At 38.3% G+C, this 23751-nt stretch carries 15 protein-coding genes; 10 read left to right on the top strand and 5 right to left on the bottom strand.

Annotated features, from left to right (window positions below; genetic code table 11):
* Positions 1-20: 20 nt before the first annotated feature.
* The 3 genes from K345_RS0100385 to K345_RS0100375 all read right to left on the bottom strand — a co-directional run bounded on the left by K345_RS0100385 (position 21) and on the right by K345_RS0100375 (position 3979).
* Positions 21-464, bottom strand: a complete 444-nt coding sequence (locus K345_RS0100385; protein ID WP_037570799.1) for a MarR family winged helix-turn-helix transcriptional regulator — start codon at positions 462-464, stop codon at positions 21-23.
* A gap of 83 nt (positions 465-547) precedes the next feature.
* Complete coding sequence (locus K345_RS0100380) at positions 548-1801, bottom strand: M18 family aminopeptidase (protein ID WP_028972482.1); 1254 nt, start codon at positions 1799-1801, stop codon at positions 548-550.
* A gap of 9 nt (positions 1802-1810) precedes the next feature.
* Complete coding sequence (locus K345_RS0100375; protein WP_156888247.1) at positions 1811-3979, bottom strand: hypothetical protein; 2169 nt, start codon at positions 3977-3979, stop codon at positions 1811-1813.
* 128 nt (positions 3980-4107) lie between these two features.
* Here K345_RS0100375 and K345_RS0100370 point away from each other — a divergent pair, with 128 nt between their 5' ends.
* The 10 genes from K345_RS0100370 to gtfA all read left to right on the top strand — a co-directional run bounded on the left by K345_RS0100370 (position 4108) and on the right by gtfA (position 22044).
* Positions 4108-4737, top strand: a complete 630-nt coding sequence (locus tag K345_RS0100370) for an ankyrin repeat domain-containing protein (protein WP_083963558.1) — start codon at positions 4108-4110, stop codon at positions 4735-4737.
* Positions 4738-7878, top strand: a complete 3141-nt coding sequence (locus tag K345_RS0100365; RefSeq protein ID WP_028972479.1) for an exodeoxyribonuclease V subunit gamma — start codon at positions 4738-4740, stop codon at positions 7876-7878.
* Positions 7875-11498, top strand: a complete 3624-nt coding sequence (locus K345_RS19085) for a UvrD-helicase domain-containing protein (RefSeq protein ID WP_037570677.1) — start codon at positions 7875-7877, stop codon at positions 11496-11498. The genes K345_RS0100365 and K345_RS19085 overlap by 4 nt, the downstream gene beginning before the upstream one ends.
* Positions 11491-13149: an exodeoxyribonuclease V subunit alpha gene (gene recD, locus K345_RS0100355; RefSeq protein WP_028972478.1), complete on the top strand. Its 1659-nt coding sequence runs from the start codon at positions 11491-11493 to the stop codon at positions 13147-13149. Before K345_RS19085 ends, recD begins: the two co-directional genes overlap by 8 nt.
* Positions 13150-13296: 147 nt before the next feature.
* The gene (gene topA, locus K345_RS0100350; protein ID WP_028972477.1) at positions 13297-15651 is read left to right on the top strand and encodes a type I DNA topoisomerase; all 2355 of its coding nucleotides are present in this window, start codon (positions 13297-13299) and stop codon (positions 15649-15651) included.
* A gap of 262 nt (positions 15652-15913) precedes the next feature.
* Positions 15914-17068 carry an ROK family transcriptional regulator gene (locus K345_RS19080; protein ID WP_083963557.1) on the top strand — a complete coding sequence of 385 codons (1155 nt, stop codon included), beginning with the start codon at positions 15914-15916 and terminating at the stop codon, positions 17066-17068.
* A 52-nt stretch (positions 17069-17120) separates the two neighbouring features.
* Positions 17121-18392 (top strand): ABC transporter substrate-binding protein, encoded by a 1272-nt coding sequence (locus K345_RS0100340; RefSeq protein ID WP_028972476.1) that lies wholly within the window; start codon positions 17121-17123, stop codon positions 18390-18392.
* 55 nt (positions 18393-18447) lie between these two features.
* Positions 18448-19362 carry a carbohydrate ABC transporter permease gene (locus K345_RS0100335; RefSeq protein ID WP_028972475.1) on the top strand — a complete coding sequence of 305 codons (915 nt, stop codon included), beginning with the start codon at positions 18448-18450 and terminating at the stop codon, positions 19360-19362.
* A complete protein-coding gene (locus tag K345_RS0100330) occupies positions 19362-20477 on the top strand; it encodes a carbohydrate ABC transporter permease (protein WP_083963556.1) in 1116 nt (371 codons plus the stop codon). The genes K345_RS0100335 and K345_RS0100330 overlap by 1 nt, the downstream gene beginning before the upstream one ends.
* Positions 20478-20610: 133 nt before the next feature.
* On the top strand, positions 20611-22044 hold the full coding sequence (gene gtfA, locus K345_RS0100325; protein ID WP_037570675.1) for a sucrose phosphorylase: 1434 nt from the start codon (positions 20611-20613) through the stop codon (positions 22042-22044).
* On the opposite strand, the gene aroC is transcribed toward gtfA, so the two are convergent.
* Complete coding sequence (gene aroC / locus K345_RS0100320; RefSeq protein ID WP_028972472.1) at positions 22041-23096, bottom strand: chorismate synthase; 1056 nt, start codon at positions 23094-23096, stop codon at positions 22041-22043. The genes gtfA and aroC overlap by 4 nt on opposite strands.
* Positions 23086-23628 carry a shikimate kinase gene (locus K345_RS0100315; protein ID WP_028972471.1) on the bottom strand — a complete coding sequence of 181 codons (543 nt, stop codon included), beginning with the start codon at positions 23626-23628 and terminating at the stop codon, positions 23086-23088. Before K345_RS0100315 ends, aroC begins: the two co-directional genes overlap by 11 nt.
* Between the last annotated feature and the right edge of the window lie 123 nt (positions 23629-23751).

Here is a 23751-nt window from a genome sequence, read left to right as displayed (position 1 = left end):
ATTAGTAATAAATGGTCAAATCAAGATAGACCATTTAACTTCTTCATCAATTGTCTTAATTGGCGCTTTTCTTCAAGGCTGAGATTCTTGAAGGTTTTCCCTAATTCCTTAAGGTGTTTAGGCCAAATGGACATGATGATTTCCTCACCCTTTTCTGTTAGTTGACAGATAAAGGCCCTTTTGTCTTCTGGATCCTGATATCTAGTAATAAGCCCATCCCTAATGAGATTATTAATGATAACAGTCATATTACCACCAGTTGAGAGTGTCTTATCAATGATCTCACATACTCTCATATCTCCCTTGTGGTACAGGGTCTCTAGTACGCCAAATTGGGCTATGGTTAGACCTGAGTCTTTTATGTAAATAAGTTCATTCTTACGAAGATCTTGAACGGTACGAAGTAAAGCAATGACAAGTTTTAAGTTCTCTTCGTTTTCCTCACCATAGTCGGTCTGTCTCATAGCCGGAAATATATTACTAGTTAGTAATAAAAGCAATAGTTATTGTCCCTTTTCGATAAAAAAAATGACAATAACTATCAGAATTATTTGTGCAAGAAGCTGTTCAGCACTTTTTGGAAGTATTCCAGATCCAGTTTGGATATCACTTCCCTAATAGAATGCATAGACATCAGGGGTAAACCAATATCCACTGTTTCGATACCTGTAAGAGAAGAAGCGGCAGGTCCTATGGTTGAGCCGCAGGGCTTATCAGAGCGTATTATGAATTGTTGATAAGGTACATTCTCCTGGTCACATAGTTGGACATAACGGGCGAATCCGTAGGATGTTGTGGCATACATTTGTTTTGTATTAACCTTAATGACAGGACCTTTATTGAGCAGAGGTTTATAATCTGGATCAAAATCCTGGGAATAGTTTGGATTGGATCCATGGGCTGCATCAGCACTTAAGTTAAAGCTATTGGCTATACGCACATTATATTCTTCTTGTGAACCTTTTAAGGCGTTATGAATACGTCGGAGGATTTGTTCTGTAAAGGCGCTGTCTGCCCCTCGGCGAGTGCGACTACCTACTTCTTCATTATCGTATAAGAATATGATTGAAATCTGAGAGGCTGATTTAAGGTTTAGCATACTCTCAGTGAGACTATAGCACATGGCTAAATTATCAAGTCGAGCTGCGGCAATCTGATCTGCCTTAACACCTATGGTTTGAGCTTTTTCACTAGGATAGAGATATAACTCTGTTCCAATGATTTTTGCCTCTTTGGACCAGGATAATTCCTGATAGATATGATTCCAGAATTCTTCTTCTGTTGCGTCTCCAAAACTTACCAATAACTCTGTCTGGGGATTGTATTCCTTCCCTTTATTTATGTTTCTATTGAAGTGAATAGGAGCATTAGAGACTCTGCCCACAGGTTCAGCCCAGTTGATAAATCCTTCCAGGATTTCCCCATTCATGAGAGCCGTGATTTTTCCTGCAACAGATAGATCTCTATCTAACCAGGAAGAAATAATAGGGCCTCCGTAGATATCTGTTGTGGCTGTTAATTGATTATCCTGATATTTAAAGGATGATGTCTTAATTCTTAGGGAAGGACTTTCGGTATGGGCAGCTGCCATGTGAAAACCTGAAGTAGGGGATTCCCCTCCTGTATAAAAGGCTACTAATGCGGCATCTCCTCTGGTGAGGACGTATTTTTGATTCCATTCCAGATTCCAGATTTCCTTTTCTGTGATTTCTTTATACCCGGACTCCTTAAGCTTTTGCAGACTATTGGCAACGGCATGAAAGGAGGTTGGACTATCATTTATATAGTCGATAAGTGTCATGTTAAATCCTTATTGTAGTTGTGAAGCGGCTTCTAAAAATCTATCTTTGATAGAACTTGTCATCTTGTCAAAGAGTTGTGAGTCAGGATGATTACTTTCCACTAATTGGAGGCGGATTTTATTTTCCTGTGCTACCAATGTGGAAAACTCTTCCTCTTTGGCTCTCGCCATTTCGATCGCCTTGGGATCATTTTGGCTAGCTTGATAACTGTATAGAAGATACTCTTCTAAGAAGTTATAGTATCTAATTAGAAAGTCAATAGCTTGTTGATCTGTTAGAAGGGCTAAGTTCCCATAAAAGGTCTCCGTTTGCTGTGTGTCAGATATTATGGGTTTCATCTGACTAAGGTTACGGTCCCATTTTGTATTAAGGTCTGTAATCCTCTTTTCAAGAATATAGAATTCTGCAGGTGAATTGTTTCTTTTATAGTCCAAAAGATTTTGTCCTTCGAAGGACAAATTATCAAGAAGATCATTCTGACTTTGCAAATCTTTTTGAAGATTGGGATTGTCTTCTTTGGTCATGGACATTAATTCATATTGTCTATCAATAGCTGCGTCAAATCGCTTGAGATAATTCAAGGACTGGGGGGATAAGCTATCTGTTGATTCTGGATTTTGCTGTTCCTTCCAGATCCCATAGGCATCTATTATAGAGAGGGCTGGCGCATAGGCACTGGCTATATTAATGAGTTGTATAGCCATAGAATCCACTTGGGTAACGAGTGCTGTATCTTTGAGTAGGACCTCGTTAAGACTTATCATTTGTGAATACCTGTCAATAACCAAACCATAGTAGGGCATTGTGGAAGTGTAACTCAAATAATCTCTGAGACCATCTTTAAGTTTACTTGTCCACTGATCCCAGTAAGTATCTAATTCCTGTCTATCCCCATTAATCTCTTTGAAGACTTCAGCTACTAAAGGATCAAGATTCTCAGAGGTGCTTAATCGTTCTTTGAATCGGTTCAGAACATAGGGCTTTGTTAATTGTCTTAATGTCTCATTAAAGAAATTGCTTTTGCTCATTTCTATCCATTGTGACATCTGTTCTTCTGGAATTTCCTGTATCTGTTGAGGCCAGAAAAAGTCTCCTTCCTTTGATAAAGGAGGGGATTCCAGATTGGCTGACTTTAAGAATCTGTATTGTCGTAGTAATTGCTCTTTGTCTCTTAATATATGTAAGTAATCGATATAGTAAGGATCCTTGGGATCATCAGTGCTAAAGTTACTATTGGCCATTAATTTTAAATCCAAATCCGATAGTTTTTGGCTGTAATTCTTCAGAACTGTGTCTAATGCTTTATCACCAAAGGTGTTTTCGATAACAAAATCTTTGCTCTTTATATCTGGTGTCCAGAGTATGTCATTTCCCTGTTCGATCTGAAACAAATAACTATTTTTATCAAAGAGTCTAAAGCTTACTGTGCCTTGTGCTTTTGCTGATGTGTAGAAAAGGGTGTTACCATTGGGGAGTATCTGATAACAGTTGACCTCAATATCTCCGACTTTATTAGGAGGAAGGGAAAAGAAAAAGTTAGGTTCTGCCAGGCTGTCATCATACACATTCACAGATGAGACCAGACTCCCTTTCCCCCCTTGTATGGCTAATCCTTTCAGAGGCTCTGTTTTTATGGCACCAAGTATGAATCTTAATTGATCCTGCTGGTAAAGGCGTATCTGACCTTGGCTGTATTCTACAGTGATTAAATAACTAGGTCGTAGGTCTAAGGGGATATTATGGGTGATTCCCTGATAATCTATTTGAAGATTTCCTTTGTTGTCTATGGTGAACTGATAGGGAATGGTACTTATAAGGGTGAAGCCCCATTTTGATGGCTGTCCAGGAGAGATGGCCAGAATGATTCGACCCTTTTTTAGATTGATAGCTAACTGGCTGTTGCTGTCTTCTACCATAGCGATGAAGCCGTTTTTTGTTTTTTCCCAACTTCCTGATATTTTTTCCCATTCAGGCTGTTGTTGTTTGAAGTTTTCCTCAATAACTAAGGAAGGATTATAATTCGTTTCTTCTGTGGGAACTCTACTATCTGAGGGAGCGCTCGTAGGGACTGTTTGACTCGTTTCTACCTTATTATTTACTTCTCTTTCCTCTGATAGTTGAGGCTTGGGAGAACATGAGATCATTAGTAGTATTAATAATGTATAAGTCCATTTCACAGACATGAGTCTACCTATGGATTGACTTATAAAGCAAGCTCGACGATGAAAAAAGTACCAAAATGCCTACCTTTGGGATAAAATATTTACCTTGTCAGCACATCAAACACTCTCTAGTATAACAGTATATGTGTAAAAGAATGTTTTTCTCTATTCTATTTATAGGCTTAAGAGGGATTCTGTTTAGTCAAGCGAGTGAAATCCCTGATTTATCCATTCCAGTGGCTAATGGTGATATCTTCTATGTGAATAAGCAATTAAACCCAAAGGAAGAGATCCTGTCTCTTGATCAGCAAACACTGATTAAGTACCTCAATATAGCCATAGATTATGGCCAATACCCTATGATCGACTATCTACTGTCTAATTATGATATTGATAATCAAGCTAATAAGGGAGTCTTGATTGCCACTAAGGATCAGCGTGTGGATATTGTACGCTTATTACTCAGTTATGGTTTTACGGCGAATCTTGGTGATGAGGATGGTATATCTCCTCTGATGATTAGTATATATGATGATAATAAAGTCTTGTTCGAATTGCTTATGAATGCTGATTCCGATTTGAACCATCAGGATAAATTTGGAATGACTCCCTTAATGGTGGCCAGTTATCTAGGGTATCCTGATTATGTAGAGATATTATTAGCTAAGGAAGCGGACAAATCGATCACTGACAAGGATGGTAAAACCGCTCTTGATTATGCTCTAATGAAGGAAGATCAATATATGATCGACGTATTAGAAGGAGGATCTTGATTGTATCAGTTGGTTATTAGCAATCAGTTAGAGGATTTAATAGAACAGCATGCTCAGAGTTTTATTCCTCCTTCTTTGTGGGGACAATCACGCTTTTATGTTTTACAAAATAAAAGCATGGAACAATGGATGCGTCTTAAATTGACTGATGCCTGGTCGATTACGGCGGGACTTGAGTTTGATTTCCCTGATAATAGAATTCGTTATTTTCTGGAACACTCAGATTTGGTTAAAGAGATTCAACAGAATAGGGCCATCCTCTACATGGATGATCTAAAGCTGCTTATCTATAAGCATTTAGAAAAAATAATGGAAAATAAAGAAGCTATCTTTACGCCTATTATTCAATATTTTCAGTATCAACAAAGTGAGATTTCTTCTGTATTGATTTATAAAATGGCCAATCAGATTGCTGGTCTTTTCCATCAATACGCTATGAATGCTTCTCCCTTATTGGATGCCTGGGGGAAGGATTCTTACTTGTTTCCTGAAGGTCATAATAATCATGAGGATGAATTATGGCAAAGGGAATTGTGGAATATTGTTTTTGAAGATAAATACATCCATTTAGGGGAACTAATCAAGTTAGTCATTCATTCGGGACAAATGTATGATGGCCCTGTGGCGGATATTGTCCTTTTTGGTTCTGTCTTCTTGAGTCATCGGAGTTTGGAATTTTTTTATTATTTGTCTCACAGGATGAATGTGACACAATATCTTCTCTGCCCTTACTATGATCCTTCCTTCGGGGAAAATCATCCCCTCCTTAGGGAATGGGCTGTCTTGATTCATGATTTTTTTACATTAATAGAGGAAAAGGACATAAATGTCATTCAAGCTTCCCCAATAGAGAATACTGAATCCTATCCTATGGAAGTGGTTCATAATAATCTGCGAGATAATGCCCCCCTATCTAATATAGAGGAACGGATTAGAATTCACAGTTTTTCTAGTCCTTTACGGGAGGTAGAAGGCTTAAAAGACCAAATATTGGATTTGATTGAGTCTGGGTATAAACCGGAAGATATAGGTGTCCTGGCCCCTGATATTCGTAATTATGGTACGTACATAGAAGGGGTTTTTGGTAGTGACCTTAATGGTCCTTCCTTACCTTATAATATGATTGATTTGAGTTATGGTTCGGAATCTCCTTTTATTCAAGCCGCTATAGACTTAATAGATCTTCTGAGTTCTCGATTTACACGGCAGGACTTATATGGGTTATTTCATAATCCTTGTATTCAGAAAAAAATAGCCATTGATGATAGTCTTCTCAAGGAATGGATGGAATTCCTGGAAGATACTAATGTCAGGTGGGGAGCAGACAAAGAGTTTCGCTACTCAAAAGGGGCTTCCTATGCTCCAACAGGTACCTATGATTCGGGGTTTCAGAGATTTCTCACTGGAATAGTTATATCAAGAGATCCCTATGAAGGGCGTATTCCCTACGATCCTAAAAGTATATCAATGAGTCGGGAATTAGCTAAGCTCATGAAAGCCCATAGAAGACTATTCCAAGTAAGTAAAAACTGGAATAGTAAGAAGCAAAACCTCCAGGCATGGGTCCTTGAGTTTGAAGAATTATTTCTCTCCTTGTCCGGTGTCAGATCAGAACATCCAGAGGATCAGATAGATAGAAAAAGTTTTAGAGATGTATTGCGTAACTTGAATGCTCTAACAGATAACCTTGATGGTAATGATTCTTTTGATAGTGAAATGGATTTTAATCTCTTTCAATATATATTACGTGAAATCCTGAGCTCCACTATCGGTTCTAAAGGCCAGTATTTAACTGCTGGAGTTACTTGTTCTAATTTAAAACCTTTAAGGGCTATCCCTTTCAAAGTGATTTTTCTCTTAGGTATGAATGAGGGGGAGTATCCTACAGAAGAGAGAGTCTTGAGCTTTGATTTATCAGAACATATTGACCAGATTATGCGAATGGACAAGAGGTCAACCGACCTGTATGGGATCATAGAAACATTACTATCTACCAGGGATAAGTTGTTTGTCTTTTTTAATGGCGTTAATCCTGTAAATGGGGAGAATATTCCTCCCAGTCTCATGCTGGAACAGCTTATGGAGTATCGTAATAGTGCACAGATCATAGAGCATCCCCTACAGAGTTTTAACCCTTTGTATTATGAGGAAGCCTCCAGCTTTTTTACTTATAACCAGAATGCTTATGTAGAACTCCAGGAAGTTCCCCATAGGGAGATCAAATATATAACAGAGCCTGATCCTATCGTTGAAATATCTATGTATGACCTATTCCAGTTTATGAGGGATCCTCTTAGTTATCATATGAAAAAAGTTCAAGGCCTGGATTGGGGACAAATGATTCTTCTGGAAGAACAAATAGAAGACCTGCGCTATCTGGATAGGCATAAAATGATTTCCTTGATTCAAGATAGTTTGAGTGATGGAGCCATAGAGGAACGGATAGATTTATTAAGGATGGGAGGCTTTTTACCTCTTGATAAAATTGGTTTAGAAGAAGAGAAGCTCTTAAGAGATGTTTTTGATAAATACAAACAACAGCTTTCCAAAACAGGATTAAGCCAATTAGGGGCTCCTGTTCCCGTTGTCTTAACGGATCACCCCAGAGACTCTTATGATTATCAGGCCCTTACTATAAATATGGGCAGAAAAGACATTGTTCTAAAAGGATCGCTCAGGTTCTTGTACTCCCAGGGAGATGGTCTGTGTTTCTGGCGCACCCTAATGACTAGCCAGGTTTGGCAGTATCATTTGTTGGAAGGTTTTATGACTCAGTTAGTCCTTAACTCCTCAAGCGATCTTAAACATCCTATTAGTTCTATATGGGGAGGAACAAAGAAGGACTGTTATAGTGTTCAAGGTGTAGATAATAGTCATGAAGTTCTATTGGCCATTCTTCGGCTTTATGAATCCAATTTAAAGGTTCCTATTCCTTTGAATTATGAACTATCAAAAACATTGTGCTTAACAAAAAATACGGACATTCCCTACAGAGAACAATTACAGAGAGTTCTGAATGAAGGAGAGGTGGATCGAACATTATTCAGTAATGTCTTTGAATTATCAAAAGCTGGAGAAGATTCTCGCATTGATGAGTACATGCAAATTATGGATATGATCAAGTTGGAGAAGGTAAAATGATGGAAGCCCTCGATATTAATGGCAATATTCCTTTATTAAGTGATCTATCATTGGAAGCTTCTGCAGGAACGGGGAAGACCTATAGTCTGGAAAGAATTGTAGGTCGTCTTATACGGGATGAAGGTATAAGTATAGAAAGCATTCTTGTTGTAACATTCACAGATAAAGCGGCTAAAGAGATGAAAACGAGAATTAGGAGTCTGTTGAAAGATTGGTCTCTATCAGAAGAGGATGACAGAAAAAAGCTCCGTTTATCAGAAAGTGTAAAGGCTTTCGATAAGAGCTCGATTTATACAATTCATGGATTTTGCAGTTATATCCTCAAGACTTTTACCCTTGAAACCTCTTCTCCCTTTGAGTTTGAAGTTGATAATTCTGATGACATCTATAGGGAAGTGATCCTTGATTACCTTAGTCGGTTAGATGAGGATCTCCAGGATTATAAAGCTTTTCGCGAACTCTTTTCTGATTTCGATGGTATGGTTGATGGTTTGACCCGCTTCCTTCAATTAAAAGTGGGATTTGAAAAGGGAATCAGCTTACGTCCTACTCTTAGGGATATAGAAACCTTTGATTCTCTTGTAGAACAGATCGATCAAAATCAAGGTTCGTTTTTTCAGACTTGGAATGAAGTGTGTAAGAAATCAAGTATTCTTGTCGAATGGGCTCAGGATATAAAGTTAAAAAAGAATGGGGTTCCTTTTAAGACTCTTCAGTTTATTGCCAAAGAAATGAAAGCATTGGAATCCTTCGAAACTTTAGAGACTCTTTTATTACAGAAGCGAACATCAGATGATAAGGAAAACCTCGCCAAATACTTATTGTTGTTATGCTCTCAACAGAGGGAGGACACTTTATCGAACTGGAGTATCGCCTTAGGGGATATCACTTCTGATGTGGAAGCTGTTTTTCTTCTTATAGATAAATTAGAAGATGGGCTCACTCTTTTGTATAGTCTCTATAGGGGCAAAGTGCTAAGTAAATATTATAGAGCTGTGAAGTTCTACTCCCGTCATAATCAGAAACTTCTCAAGATATTAAGAGATAAAAAAGCTTTGCAAGGAATCTACGATTATGACGATTTGATTGAGAAAGTTTTTCAAGTGCTTTTAGGCCAGGAGTCAGCTCCTCTTGTTAATAAGTTAAGGAAGAAATACAAGGTTTGCTTAATTGATGAGTTCCAGGATACGGATCAAAGACAATGGGCTATATTTGATTCTATTTTTTCTCATCAGGGACATAATAAGATTATCATTGGTGATCCTAAACAATCCATTTATGGATTTCGTGGCGCAGATTTAGATGTTTATTTTAGGGCCACAAAATCTGTACAAAAGCGCTTTATCCTTGATACGAATTATCGCTCCTACTCTCGAGTGATCGATGGGGTGAATTTATTATTCCAGAATATATTTGATATTCATACTGGTTCGGGAGACCCTATTCCTTTTTTACCTGTCAAAAAAGCTAACTCAGGTCATGCTTATATTGAAGGCAAATCACAGGGAGTAGGTATTCTTCATATATCAAACGAAGAAGATAATCCTCTAACAAAGGAGCAGCTAACAAAACAAATACGTTTAGCCATCTGTCAGGAAGTGATTAGTCTACTTAATCATCATAAGTTGATACAGGGAGACGTTCCCAGGAGGATCTCACCTGGAGACATTGCTATTCTGGTAGAGACCCATTCTGAAGGTGTATTGGTGCAAAATCAATTAACCCAATTAGGAGTTCCTTCGGTCGTTGGGGGCGGCCAGGATTTATTTCAAAGTCAGGCGGCTTTAGACTTACTTGATCTATTGGAAGGGATATGTCAGCCCAGTCATATGGGTTCTATTAAGAAGGCCCTGTTAACACCTTTTTGTGGATACAATATGGGGGATATTCAGGAGGGACTTGATTCTGGAGGAATGGAAAAAATAGTCAGTCTATTCTATGACCATCAACAGAATGTGCAGACTAAGGGATTGTTTTCTATTTTTAACCTTATCTGTAGCCACTTCGATTATTTAAAAAGGCAATTGGCAGTCGTGGGAGGGGAACGACACATTACAGATTCTCAACATATTATAGAGATTCTTATGGAAAGGCAGAATAAATCCCTAGCTCCGATAGAGGATTTACATCGTTATTTGCTAGGCCAGATACAAAAAGAAAAATCTGAGAACTCAGTACGTCTTGATCAGGATCAGCATGCTACCCAAATCGTTACTATGCATGCTAGTAAGGGATTGGAATATCCCATTGTTTTCTTCCATGGAGGATATAAGACAGGGCCTGCTTCAGGTGATTCTCATGATTATATTATCTATAATGGCGAACAGGGAAAGGTTTGTGATTTTTGTTATGACCATGAACAAAAAACCTTCTTTAATAATGAAGATTGGGAAGAACGGAAACGTCTTTATTATGTAGCTTTTACACGACCTGTGTCTCGTTTGTATATTCCCTTTGTAGATAACGGATCCTTAAACTACCTAACCAATCTATGGGCTTCTCAATGTTGGTCCGATGTTCGTGTCTTTTTAAAGCAGATAGGATTCCCCAGTGCGATGCCTTTAACAACAACTCTTAATACAAATAATAGAATCTTTACTACTAATGAGTATAAGACCAAGAAGCAATACATGAAGGGGCTTAACTCGATTATTACAGAATCAATAAGAGAACTTTTCATAACCCATTCTGAAGTTTTTGAAGTCATTACATTGGATGACCTGGGACCTGCTGAGTATAGGGGGCATCAGAAATCTGAGAAGAGGAAGGGGCCTCGAATCTTTACGGCTTCTGAATCTATACAGAGAAGCAGGACTTGGATATCAAGTTTTTCCGGACTGGTTAGTGACTATCATAATGTTAGTGATGTATCAGATAATTATTTAGAAGTTATTACAGAGGTTCCTGATGAACCCCAGGGGTTTGGGGTATTGCCCAAAGGTCCTGAGTTTGGAGATTTTGTTCACCACGTATTAGAAAATACCGATTTTTCATCCTTTTCCGGTTATTCTTCTTTTGAAGAATTCTGGTCTTCCCCTACAGGTCAGGAGTGGTGCCAGCAATGGTGTAAGGTTTTTCATGATATGGATGATGATTTATTCGTTATATTTGGTCAGATGATTTATAACACATTGAATTTTCCTCTGCCGAATAAGCAGGGGGATATCTTTTTATCCCATTTAGATACACAAGATATAAAATGTGAAATCGAGTTTTTATTTAAAGTGGAACAACAGGGTAGCCTTATCCTGGATGATAGGTGGGAAGTTCATAAAGGTTATATCAAAGGTTTTATCGATGTTCTCTTTATCTATAAAAATCAACTATATATATTGGATTGGAAAACGAATTATCTTGGTAATGATGTGAGTTATTATGATGATGCTCATGTCGAGGATGGTATGCTTCATCATCATTACAATCTTCAGTACTATTTGTATTATTCAGCGATAGCCCAATATCTTGAGTGGCATCCTGATGTAACCTTTGGTGGTGTGTACTATCTCTTTTTAAGGGGAATGGAAAAACAGGGGTATGGAATCTATCATCATGAGCTTAGTCTCACTGAGCTTCAGGCCTTTGATCCCAAATCAGTACTAGGAGTTAAGAGTCATGGATAGGGATTGGGAGTATCTAAGCTTAGCCATGGGCCATCAGTGGTATCCAGAAGACAAAGATAAATCATTGTTAGTGTGTATAGTGATGGAACTGGTGTTAGCTGGTCACATATGTATGAACCTGGATAGTTTTCTTGAGGATCTAAAGACAATAGGAATTAATGACACCATCACATTAGATAAAGATGATGTGTTGGAATTAATTGCTGATGACAGGAACTTCAGTTCAGACCCCAAAGCTCGCAGCCCATTCATTTATAAAAACAACTGTATCTATTTTTATAATCAGTTTGTGATAGAACAGGAGTTAGCCCAGTATATTGGGAACTATTTGTCCCAAAGCTATATTAGTCTTGATCATGCTCTTTTATCTCCCCATGGTATTCGTTTAACAGAAAATCAGTTAAAAGCGGCTACTCTTCCTTTAGAACATGGTTTGTCCATCATCACTGGTGGCCCTGGAACGGGAAAAACCACTGTCCTTTCTTCTGTGCTGCTTAATTATAATAAAGCTTTTCCTAAGGCGGTTATTCAGTTAGCGGCTCCAACCGGACGTGGCGCCAAAAGAATGGTAGAGAGTATCTCTCATCAATTAGATAAGACGCCTTGGCTGGATGTTATTATGGACACAGCTTCTACTGTTCATAAGTTGTTGGGGTTTTCCCAGAAAGGAAGGCCCACCCGCAATAAGAAGAATCCCTTCAAATTAGATCTCCTTATTATTGATGAAGCATCTATGCTCGATTTTGTGATGATGCGTAGGATATTAGAGGCTATGCCAGAGAAGTCCCAATTGTTACTTGTGGGGGACAGAGACCAATTACCCTCTGTTGAAGGAGGAGATTTTTATGGTGATATTCTGGAATATCTAAGGGAACACCATAGTTCCTGTATGGTCACACTAGACAAGTCCTTGAGAGCTAACTCTGCTTTGTCGAAGGTGGCCAGCTGTATTGTTCGGGATGATTTTGATGCCCTAAAACAAACGATAAAAGATCATGAGGAAGTACAGCAATCAAAGGATAATCAGGAGAATCCCTTCTTTGAAGAAGTGTTACACAGGTGGTCCTGGAATCAACTGAAATATAAGGGAACATTCTCTTGTGACATTCGTGATTGGAAAAGGGAGCAACAGAACATTGATGACTTCTTCTCTTTATTGAACCATGGTTGGATACTGTCTCCTGAATATGGATCTTATTGGGGCGTTGATCAAGTCAATGATAGGGTTAGACTTCGTTGTGGTCTGGATTCTGTCTTATCTGCAGGGTTACCTATTATGATCAACAAGAATGATTATAGTCTTGGATTATATAACGGGGATAGGGGGGCTTTACTGTCCTTTGGTGGATCGATCTTTGCCTTTTTTCCTCAAGCTCATGGGTATAATTTTTACAGCCCCGGACGTCTTCCTTCCTGGGAGCCGGCTTTTGCTACGACGATTCATAAGAGTCAAGGCTCTGAGGCGGATGAAGTATTAATGATCATGACAAGTAGATCTGAACGCTTAATGACAAAAGAATTGTTCTATACAGGTGTGACGAGGGCAAGAAACAAATTATACCTTATCGCAGATGATGAACTGCTAGAAAAGGTGATATCAAAGAAAATGCACCGACAAAGTGGATTAAAGGAACAATTATTAGGAATATAGTTTGTTTATAGGTTGTTATGACGCTAGGGTCTTGAAAAAAATATAAAAACCCCTATAGATTAAGAAAAAATTTGCCTTTCAGGAGCTTTTGATATACTCCTTGAATATATAACATAGGAACAAAGACAAAGAATTAGGAGAACTTCTATGGCCAAAAAGAGTACAGGAAAAAACCTGCTCATAGTTGAAAGTCCGGCAAAAGCTAAAACAATCAAGAAGTTTTTAGGCTCAGGATTTGATGTAAAAGCTTCCGTCGGTCACATCAGAGATCTGTCCAAAAAGGGCCGTGGAGGATATAAATTTGGGATCAATGTTAAAGGTAATTTTGATCCTGACTACATTGTTATCTCTGGAAAAGAGAAAGTTATTGAGGAATTAAAGACAGCCGCTTCTAAGGCTTCACATATTTATCTGGCTCCTGACCCTGACCGTGAGGGAGAAGCTATTGCCTGGCATTTGAAAGAAGTCATAGGTGCTTCTGATGAAAATGTATCTCGTATAACTTACCAGGCTGTAACAAAGAAAGCCGTTCAGACAGCTATTGAGAACCCACGGAAAATCGATCAAAACTTAGTGGATGCTCAACAAGGCCGACGGGTTCTGGATAGATTGGTTGGGTTTCAATTGTCTCCTTTTCTTTGGAAAAAAGTATGTACTGGTTTAAGTGCTGGACGTGTTCAATCGGTCGCTGTGAAGATGGTTGTCGAGAAAGAACGTGAGATTCAGGCCTTTGTTCCAGAAGAATATTGGAAAATTATTGCAGATCTCAATAAAGAGGGGCAGAGCTTCAAGGCCCAATTGGTAAATTGGAAAGACACTAAGTTTGTTCTTGGTGGAGAATATGCTAAGACTGAAGAAATGGCTCGTGCCGTTGAAGAAGCTCTAAAGAAAGCCGATTATGTTGTTATCTCTGTAGAGGAGAAAGAGAATTCTGGAAGACCTAGTCCTCCTTTTATAACGTCTACTCTACAGCAGGCTGCTTCCAGTCAATTAAGATTTGGGACTTCCAAGACTATGCGTGTTGCCCAGACTTTATATGAAGGAATTGAGTTAGATGGGGGTCCTGTGGGATTAATAACCTATATGCGAACTGACTCAACACGAATTGATCCTGAAGCCATTGATCAAGCAAGAGATTTTATTACTCAGAATTATGATAAAGAGTATCTTCCGGAAAAGGCCCCCCAGTATACAACTAAGAAAAATGCCCAGGATGCTCACGAAGCTATACGGCCCACTTATATTGATCAAACTCCGGAAAAGGTGAAGCCCTTTCTAAGTGCAGATCAATTCAAATTATATGATTTAATCTGGAAACGATTTTTGGCCAGTCAGATGGCCCCTTCCCGTTCCATGATTACAACAGCTAAGATTGAAGCAGCTGATGGTATTTTGGAGGCCAAAGGACGACGGGTTGTTTTCCGGGGGCATACCGTATTGCAGCCTGAAGAACCAAAAAAAGAAGATGATATTAAAGATCAAATTCTTCCTCCTTTAGGTCAAAATGACAAAGTAGATCTGGATGAATTAAGCACTACGCAACATTTTACAAAACCACCTGCTAGATATTCAGAGGCTAGTCTTGTTAGGGCATTAGAGAAAGAAGGCATTGGACGTCCTTCCACCTATGCTCCTATTATTGCAACCATAAAGGATAGGGGCTATGTTTGGCTTGAAAAACGGGCTTTCCATGCTTCCGAACTTGGTATGGCTGTTACGGACATGTTAGAGGCTGGTTTCAGTGACATTATGAATAAAAGCTTTACCGCAGATATGGAAGGAAAACTCGATAACATTGAATCGGGAAATACAGAATGGGTCAATGTTATAAAAGAATTCTATGAGGAATTCCTCGAAGAGCTTGATGTCGCGATGGATAAAGTAGAATCCCTAAAAGGAAGAGAGTGGGACGGTGATGAGAAATGTCCTCTCTGTGGTTCTTCCTTAGTTGTTCGCTATAGTAAGAAAGGTGCCTTTTTAGGTTGTAGTAATTATCCTGAATGTAAAGGTCTTCTTCCCATGCCTGGTGAAGGTGATGAAGATGGTCAGGAAGAAGAACTTAAAGTCGATTGTCCTACTTGTGGTAAGCCTATGCTTAAAAAAAGTTCTCGGTATGGATCCTTTCTGGCTTGTTCCGGGTATCCTGAGTGTAAGACGACTTTGAGTTTGGACAAAGATGGTAATATTGTCGAATTGCCTCACATAGAACGTACTTGTGATAAATGCGGTAAGCCCATGGCTGTTAAAACTGGGCGAAGAGGGATGTTCCTGGCATGTACTGGTTATCCTGAATGTAGCTTTACCCTACCAATGGATAAGAATGGTAATGTTATAGAGTTGCCAAAGGTTGAGGAACAGACCTGTGAAAAATGTGGTTCCCCTATGGTTGTTCGTATGTCGAGACGTGGTCCTTTTCTTGGGTGCAGCAATTATCCTAAATGCCGTAATGCAAAGCCCTTACCCAAGGATGGTACAGAAAATGAAGAGGGTACAGAAAAATAAGTTGACACCCTAAAGAAGTGATGAGAGAATATTCTTATCCGTTTAGGGTCGGATAACAAAGGAGTAAAGAGGAGCGCGTACGGCACTGTGCTCTTCTTTTTTTTTATCCTTACGAAAAGCCTGAGTCTTATGATTCAGGCTTTTTTTATTGATACTGGTATAGATAAATTAGTTTAAAAAGTTAAAAAGTTTTTCTTGACAGCTCGGTAGGTTGGTCTTACGATGGTTTAGTTAGTTGTTTTAAAAACTAACTAAACGAATTATGGCAAAGATAAAAGATATCCAATTACAGAATGCAGCATCGATACTCAGAACCGTTTGGATGAACAGAATGAGCAGTAGGATAGAGATATCACGACAAGTGGATTTGAACAAATCAACTGTGACAAAAATAGTTTCTGCCTTGATTGGTCAAGGTATATTGCAAGAACGTGAAGAAGGAGAAACTGGTCCTCAAGGTGGACGTAAACCAATATATCTTGAGTTGAACAAAGATTATGGTTATGTAGCTGGGATGGAGTTCCAACCGGACTGTTGTCGTGTGGTTGTAACCAATCTATATGGTCAGATTATAGATACTTGGCAAGATAATATTGCGATACAAAGAGATAATTTTTTAGACATTTTTAATTCAAATCAAACAAAGATATTTGATTTGATGGAAAGTCTGGGTGCTCCATTATTGGGAATTGGTATTGGAATATCAGGTTTGGTAAATCCTGAAACGGGAACAGTTATAGCTTCGATTCCTTTTAACATGGAAGATTTTCCTTTAGTAGAGACGATTAGTACCAATCATCGAGTTCCCATTTTTATAGATAATGATTCCAATGCAGGTGCCTGGGGTGAAAGCGTTTTCCATAAAGACTCTTGTCCACAGGATTTTACATTTTGTCTGGTTGAGTTCCATGATCCTAAAATCCGTAAAGGACTTGTTGGTATCTCAGTTGGGTTAGGAATTGTATTAAATGGACAATTGTATCGTGGTCCAAATAGTATGGCTGGAGAATTCCGTTCTGTATTTTGGGAAAACAATCCCAGTGGACAGTTAACATTAACGAAGGATGAGATGAAAAAAGTTCAAAATGACAAGGAAATATTTGATCGATTCGTTAGAGAGTTAGCAAAGAATATAGCTTTTTTAGTTAATACATTGAACCTCAGCCGTGTTGTATTAGGGGGCGACCTTTTTGATTGGAATGGGTCTGTTCATCAAACATTCATCGAAGAACTGAAGACGAACTGGTCTTATTCCAATGCTGTTAATTGTGAGATTACTTTCTCAAGTTTAGGCAATCAGGCTGTGGCCTATGGTGCGGCTGGAATGGTAGTGGATAATTTGTTTTTTCAAAGTAGTCATAAAGGGCGAGAAATGGAAAAGATTCAGGAATATCCCTTTTATTCCTGTTTTGTATAAAGGTAGAAAGTACCTTTCGTTGAAAGGTTATAATAAAAAGGAGGATCTCAATATGAGAAAACTACTAGGTATTTTGGCTTTAATCCTAGCAGCAAATATGGTATTTGCTGAAGGTCAGTCAGAAGGCAAAGGTGGACAAGTTGTTGTTAAAGCTCTTGCTTACGGTGACAACTCTAACTCTGAAGGTGTTAGCTGGGTAAGAATTGTAAATGCGTTTGAAAAGGCGAATCCCGGAATCAAAATTGATTATGAATTACTTTATGATGAAGCATATCACCAAAAAGTAACAGCACGTCTTGCTTCTGGTGATGTTCCTGATCTTGCTTATATGGGTGCAGATGCCAGATGGGGAGCTCCCTGGAAAGAAGCAAGTCAGCAAATAGATATGACACCATACATTGATAAAGAAATGTATGATATGAACTTGATTCCTAAAATGGGTCCTAATGGAGAAATCTATGAAGTACCATTAGGAACTTCTAATCTTTGTACTGTTTTATTCATGAATGAAAAACTAGTCAAAGAATTAGGATTCAGTGCTCCTAAAACTTATGAAGATTTAGTAGCTATGGTTCCTGCTGCAAGAGAAAGAGGATTAGATGTCATCACTATTGATGGTGCTGATGGATGGGCATGGAACTCATGTGTAATGTCTACTTTTATTGCTAGAATGTCAGGAGATCCAGCATGGATGTCTAAGGCTGCTGCAGGACAACACAAGTTTACTGAAAAACCATTTGTAGATTCATTAGCTCTTTTGAGAAAAATGGTTGATGACGGTGTTATCACTGAAAAATCAGTTTTAGTTGATTATGGTACAAACGTATCTAACTTCTCTAATGGAAAGGCTCTTTTCATGGTACAAGGACAGTGGGTAGCTGGTTCTATCGAAAATCCTGAAGTTGCTAATAATACTAAAATGATGCCATGGCCTAAATTACCTGGTGAAAAAGGTGCAGCTGGTTCTGTTGCTGCGGCTATTCAGGTTGGTTACGGTTTAACAAAATCAGGTGCTGAAGATCCTAAAGTTAGAGCAGCAGCCATGAAATTTATCAATTATTTCAATTCTGAAGTTGAAGTAACTGAAAGATTAAGAACTGGTTCTATCGTTGCTCCTATTCTTAAGGGCTATGTCGTTCCTGATGATATGCCTTATATCGTTAAGGAAAAAGTTCGTTTTGCAACTAGTGTAACTACTTCAGATGTTATTGATGCATTCTTGTCTGGTGCTCCAAATGATGCACTTAATGCAGGTATGCAGAAAATTGTTTCTGGTGGTGCAACTGCAGAAGAAGTTGCTGCACAAGTAGAAGGTTTAAGATAATTTACCTTCATTATAGGGGCGTCTATCGCCCCTTTTTATAGGTGAGGAGTTTGAGGTGAAAAAACTAGATAAAAAGGCCTTGCTGGTCTATTTGGGGTTTATAGGACCAGGTTTATTGGTGTACTTGTTAATCGTAGCCTATCCTATTATTTATTCTGTACTTTTAAGTTTTTCTGATTTTAACCCCAATAGAGGAGGGGGTTGGAACTTTGTCGGTTTGTTGCAATATTCAACAATGTTTAAAGATCCAGCGTTTTGGCATGCCCTGAAAAATAATATGATTGTTGTTGGAATTTCTGTGTTCGGTCAGATTCCTATTGGCTTTATGTTAGCCTATATTTTGTATCGCCGTTTAGTAAAAAGCACCAGTTTCTTTCAGACTATGGTCTTTTTGCCTAACTTTCTATCAACAATTGTAATTGGTACTTTATGGAAGAAATTATTTTCTGCTGATGGTCCTGCCTCAGTAATTATTCAACTTTTTACAGGGAATCCCAATGCACAATTTGACGCAATGTTAAAACCAGAGACAGTAATGTTTCCTATTGGTTTTGCTTTGATTTGGATTTATACAGGGTTTTATATGATCATCTTCTTGGCTAACCTTCAGAAGGTTAATTCCAGTGTTATTGAAGCTGCAAAGATCGATGGTGCTACAGAATTTCAGATATTTTCTAAGATTATCGTCCCTGTACTATCCGGAACCATTCTTGTTTCAACAATTTTGGCAATCGCGGGCTCTTTAAGAGGGTTCGATTTAATATTTTCAATTACTACTCAGGGGCTTCAACGACAGAATGCTGAAGTATTACCCATCTTTATGTATAGGACAGCATTTCAGAATTATTCTAATGAAATGAGGTTCGCATATGGTTCAGCCATATCTAATGCGATAGTAATTATATCGGTGAGTTTAATTATGTTTAGCAACTGGGTGAGCGCCAAAGTTGGTGGCGGGGAGGAAAACTAATGGCGACTGATAATATAAAAACCTCTAATGACTTTATGACAGGTATTGGTGGACGTACCATATCCTATGTTATTTTTATTTTATGGACAGCCATTACTATTTTACCATTAGTTTGGATGTTTTATTCTTCTTTTAAATCAAATGAAGAATTAACCCGAAATATATTTGCGCCACCAAAGGAATTATTCACTAATATGGATGATGAATATACGGTTATTCCTATGTCTGTAAGTGTTATTCCTCCTTATGATCCTGATATAGATACAAGAGAACGTTTGATAATTGAATCAAAAACCATCTCACCAGGTCGTAGACTCTTTGTTCATTTTCTTCTAAAAGAAAAGTTGCCCCCTGAGATCGCTAATCGAAAGATAGGGGATACGGTTATTGTAAGAGAGTTACCCTGGTCCATGAGGCAAGCCATAAATTGGAAGACTGTGTGGTTTAATTATACTTCTGCCTTTCAAAGAGGAAAACTGGGTGGTAAGTTTATTAACTCCATATTGTACTCGGGGGTATCAACATTCCTGGTTGTAATCTTTGGTTTGATGATGGCTTTCGCTATTAGTAAACTGGCGTTTAAAAAACTATCGGCTGTGGCAATGGGATTAGTAGGTTTGGGGTATCTCATCAGTACTAACTCTGTATTGATACCTCTCTTTCTAATGTTATCCAAGATTGGACTGACTGATACTCATCTCGGGATTATTCTAGTATATGTTGCTTTCGGATTACCTTTAGCCGTGTTACTGGCTACACAATTTATGCAAGGATTACCTAATAGTCTTGTTGAATCTGCTAACATAGATGGTGCTACCACATTTCAGGCATTCACTTATATTATTCTTCCTATGTGTGTTCCTGTAATCATTACTATTAGTATTATGACGGCCCTGGGAATTTGGAATGAGTTCCTATTGGTATTGGTTTTAGCCAGTTCCGATTTTACCAAATCGTTACCAGTTGGGGTTTTCTCCTTCTCAAGTCTTACCAGTACACAGTTGGGTTGGCAAATAGCCGCATTGGTTATTGCTACTATACCTGCAATGGCTGTTTATTTTGCTTTCAATCAAAGCATCACCAAAGGTGTTGTTGCTGGAGCTGTTAAGGGTTAATACTAAACTTTTAATCGATAAGAAGCTGACTGATCTTAGTCAGCTTCTTTTATTTATAGAACATCATTGATTTTGGATTACCGTTTATTTAGAATTTGATTGGTACAAAGTAGGAAGGAAGGTAGTTCTGTCAATGAATAAAATAATGCTTATCACTTATGCAGATTCTCTAGGTAACAATCTAAAAGATCTAAATACTGTTTTAAAGAGGTGGTACAAAGATTGTATCGGCGGGATACATATTCTACCTTTTTTTCCTTCCTCTGGTGACAGGGGATTTGCCCCTCTCCGATATGACAAAGTAGATCCTCAATTTGGTGATTGGAGTGATATAGAGAATCTTGGTTCTCAGTATTTCTTGATGTTTGATTTTATGGTGAACCATATTTCCAGAAAATCTCCCTATTTTCAGGATTATTTACAGAACAATGAAGCTTCTGAATGGAAGGACTTATTTCTTACAGTAAAGAAGGCCTGGGGAGGTACCAACCCTAGTGATTCGGAGATTGATAAAATATACAAACGAAAAGACAAAGCTCCTTTTGAAGAGATCCTCTTTGAAGATGGTAGTACGGAACAGCTATGGTGTACCTTTAGTGAAGAACAATTAGATTTGGATGTTAACAGTGAGGTAACACAAAGATTTTTTACTACTACCTTAAAGGATTTGATAAAGCATGGAGCTAAAATTATAAGACTGGATGCCTTTGCTTATTGTATTAAGAAAAAGGGGACAGATTGTTTTTTTGTCAAACCGGATATTTGGAATTTACTTCATAAGATTGAAGCGGAGGTAGCTAAACAACACGTTCTAATATTACCGGAAATTCATGAGCACTATTCCATTCAATTAGACATTGCTAAGGAAGATTTCTGGGTTTATGACTTTGCTTTACCTATGTTAGTTCTTCATACTATCTACACGAGTAATGGAGACAAACTTAAGAAATGGCTTAAAATTTGTCCCTCCAAACAATTCACTACCTTAGACACTCATGATGGAATTGGTGTTGTCGATGTTAAAGATCTGCTGACAGAGGAAGAAGTCGAGCACACCATGGAGACTTTATATTCTGAAGGGGCTAATGTAAAAAGAAAGTACAGCTCTGCTGAATATAATAATCTGGATATTTATCAAATCAATTGTACTTACTATTCTGCTTTAGGAAATGATGATCAGAAGTATTTATTAGCAAGAGCTATACAGTTTTTTTCACCCGGCATCCCACAAGTGTATTATGTTGGTTTATTGGCTGGAGAGAACGATCTTGAGTTGTTAGAGAAAACAAAACAGGGGAGAGATATCAACAGACATTATTATAATATTAAAGAAATTGAAGAGAGTCAAAATCGCTCTGTAATAATAACACTAAATGAACTGATGAAATTCCGGAATCGCTCTGAAGCCTTTGATGGCAAGTGCGACATAATAGACAGTAAGGATGATAAACTGATCATTAGAAGAGAAAAGGGTAGCTCATATGCTCAGCTAAACGCCGATTTGATGAACTACCACTTTACCATAACTCATAACGTGAATGGAGAGGAAGAAGTCTTGTCTTATTAGCTATGAAGTGCTTCTTGTCTCTTATAGTGATCTATTAAGACTAAAGCGGCCATAGCTTCGACTACGGGAACTATACGAGGACAGATACAAGGATCATGTCGTCCCTCTGTCTGTATTTTTACCTCATCTCCTGATTTATTTACTGTATCTTGTTCTTTGCTGATACTGGATGTTGGCTTTACGGCAATTCGGAAAACAATTTCCTCTCCCGTTGTGATTCCTCCTAACGTTCCACCTGCATTGTTGGTTATAAAACCTTTGCTATCCATTCCATCGTTGTGTTCGGAACCTTTCATATCTACACAGTCAAAACCAGAACCAATTTCAAATCCTTTTACAGCACCAAGGCTTAGCATGGCTTTACCCAGGTCCGCATCCATTTTATCAAATACAGGTTCGCCTAGACCGGGTTTCACTCCAGTTATGCGGCATTCAACAATGCCTCCCACACTATCACCTTCTTGTGCCAACTGTTCAATGATGGGGATCATTTTGGCAGCTGCCTTCATATCGGCCGCTCTCATAGGATTTTGTTCAATAACTGAATAGTCTATGGTTTCACAGGATATTCCCGCTGCTCTTTTTGTGTATGCTGTTATTGAAACACCTTTTTGTTGCAGTAATTTTTGTGCTATAGCACCTGCGGCAACTCTTCCCGCTGTTTCCCTTCCTGAGGCTCTACCTGATCCTCTATAATCACGGATTCCGTATTTATTGAGATAGGTAAAATCCGCATGACCGGGACGGAACTTTTCCTTTATATCATCATAGGCTGAGGGCATGGCATCTTTATTATAAAGGATTAATAAAATAGGTGTTCCTGTCGTTTTACCTTCAAATACACCACTTAAGATATGAACAATATCTGGTTCCTGTCTGGGTGTGGTAACGGAAGATTGTCCTGGCTTTCTTCGATCTAGTTGTTTCTGGATATCCTCTTCTGATATCTCCAGTCCAGGTGTAGCGCCATCAACTATCACCCCTACTGCACCTCCATGTGATTCCCCAAAAGTGCTAATACGAAAATTATGTCCAAATGTGCTACCTGGCATTTTTATACTCCTGTACCCTGTTGTTTATACAATCAAAAGCTTGATCTTGATTTTTATTTTTTATGTCAACTGTGATATTTGCCCAATCTGTGTAGAGCTTCGTTCTTCTCGTATAAATATCCAGAAAAGAATGATACGGATCTTCACTGTCTAAGAAAGGAGGGATTCCGTGTAAGGATATTCGTTCGTAGAGAACCTCTGCAGAATCAAGAAGATGAATGGATAGGGCTTTATTTTTTAGTGAATCCATAGCAATAGGGTTATCTATTGTCCCTCCACCTAAAGACAGAATCCTGTTGCCTTTTTCTGAAAGTTCTTTGGCACAGGATTTTGCCGCTTCTTGTTCTAAACGCAGGAAACCTTCTTTTCCCTCAGTTCTGTATATCTCTCTAATGGTTGTATTTGTGGTGGGGTATTGGTTAAAAATCACCTCATCAAGGTCTATAAACGACATGTTATAGAACAATGCTAGTCGACGTCCTTGTGTTGATTTCCCTGTGTGTTTCATTCCCATTATAATAAGGTTATTCATTGGTCATACCTTAGTTTCTCTTGTGTCTTTAAGTCAATATTAACATTAAGTATCATAGCTTAAGTTCTTACAAGTATAATCTTGATTAAAATAGAGAGCCAGTTTACCTTAGCTTTAATAAAA

Source organism: Spirochaeta cellobiosiphila DSM 17781, from assembly GCF_000426705.1.
GTDB lineage: Bacteria > Spirochaetota > Spirochaetia > DSM-17781 > DSM-17781 > Spirochaeta_E > Spirochaeta_E cellobiosiphila.
Note: the sequence above shows the minus strand (reverse complement) of the source record. Positions and strands in the feature narration are given on the sequence as shown.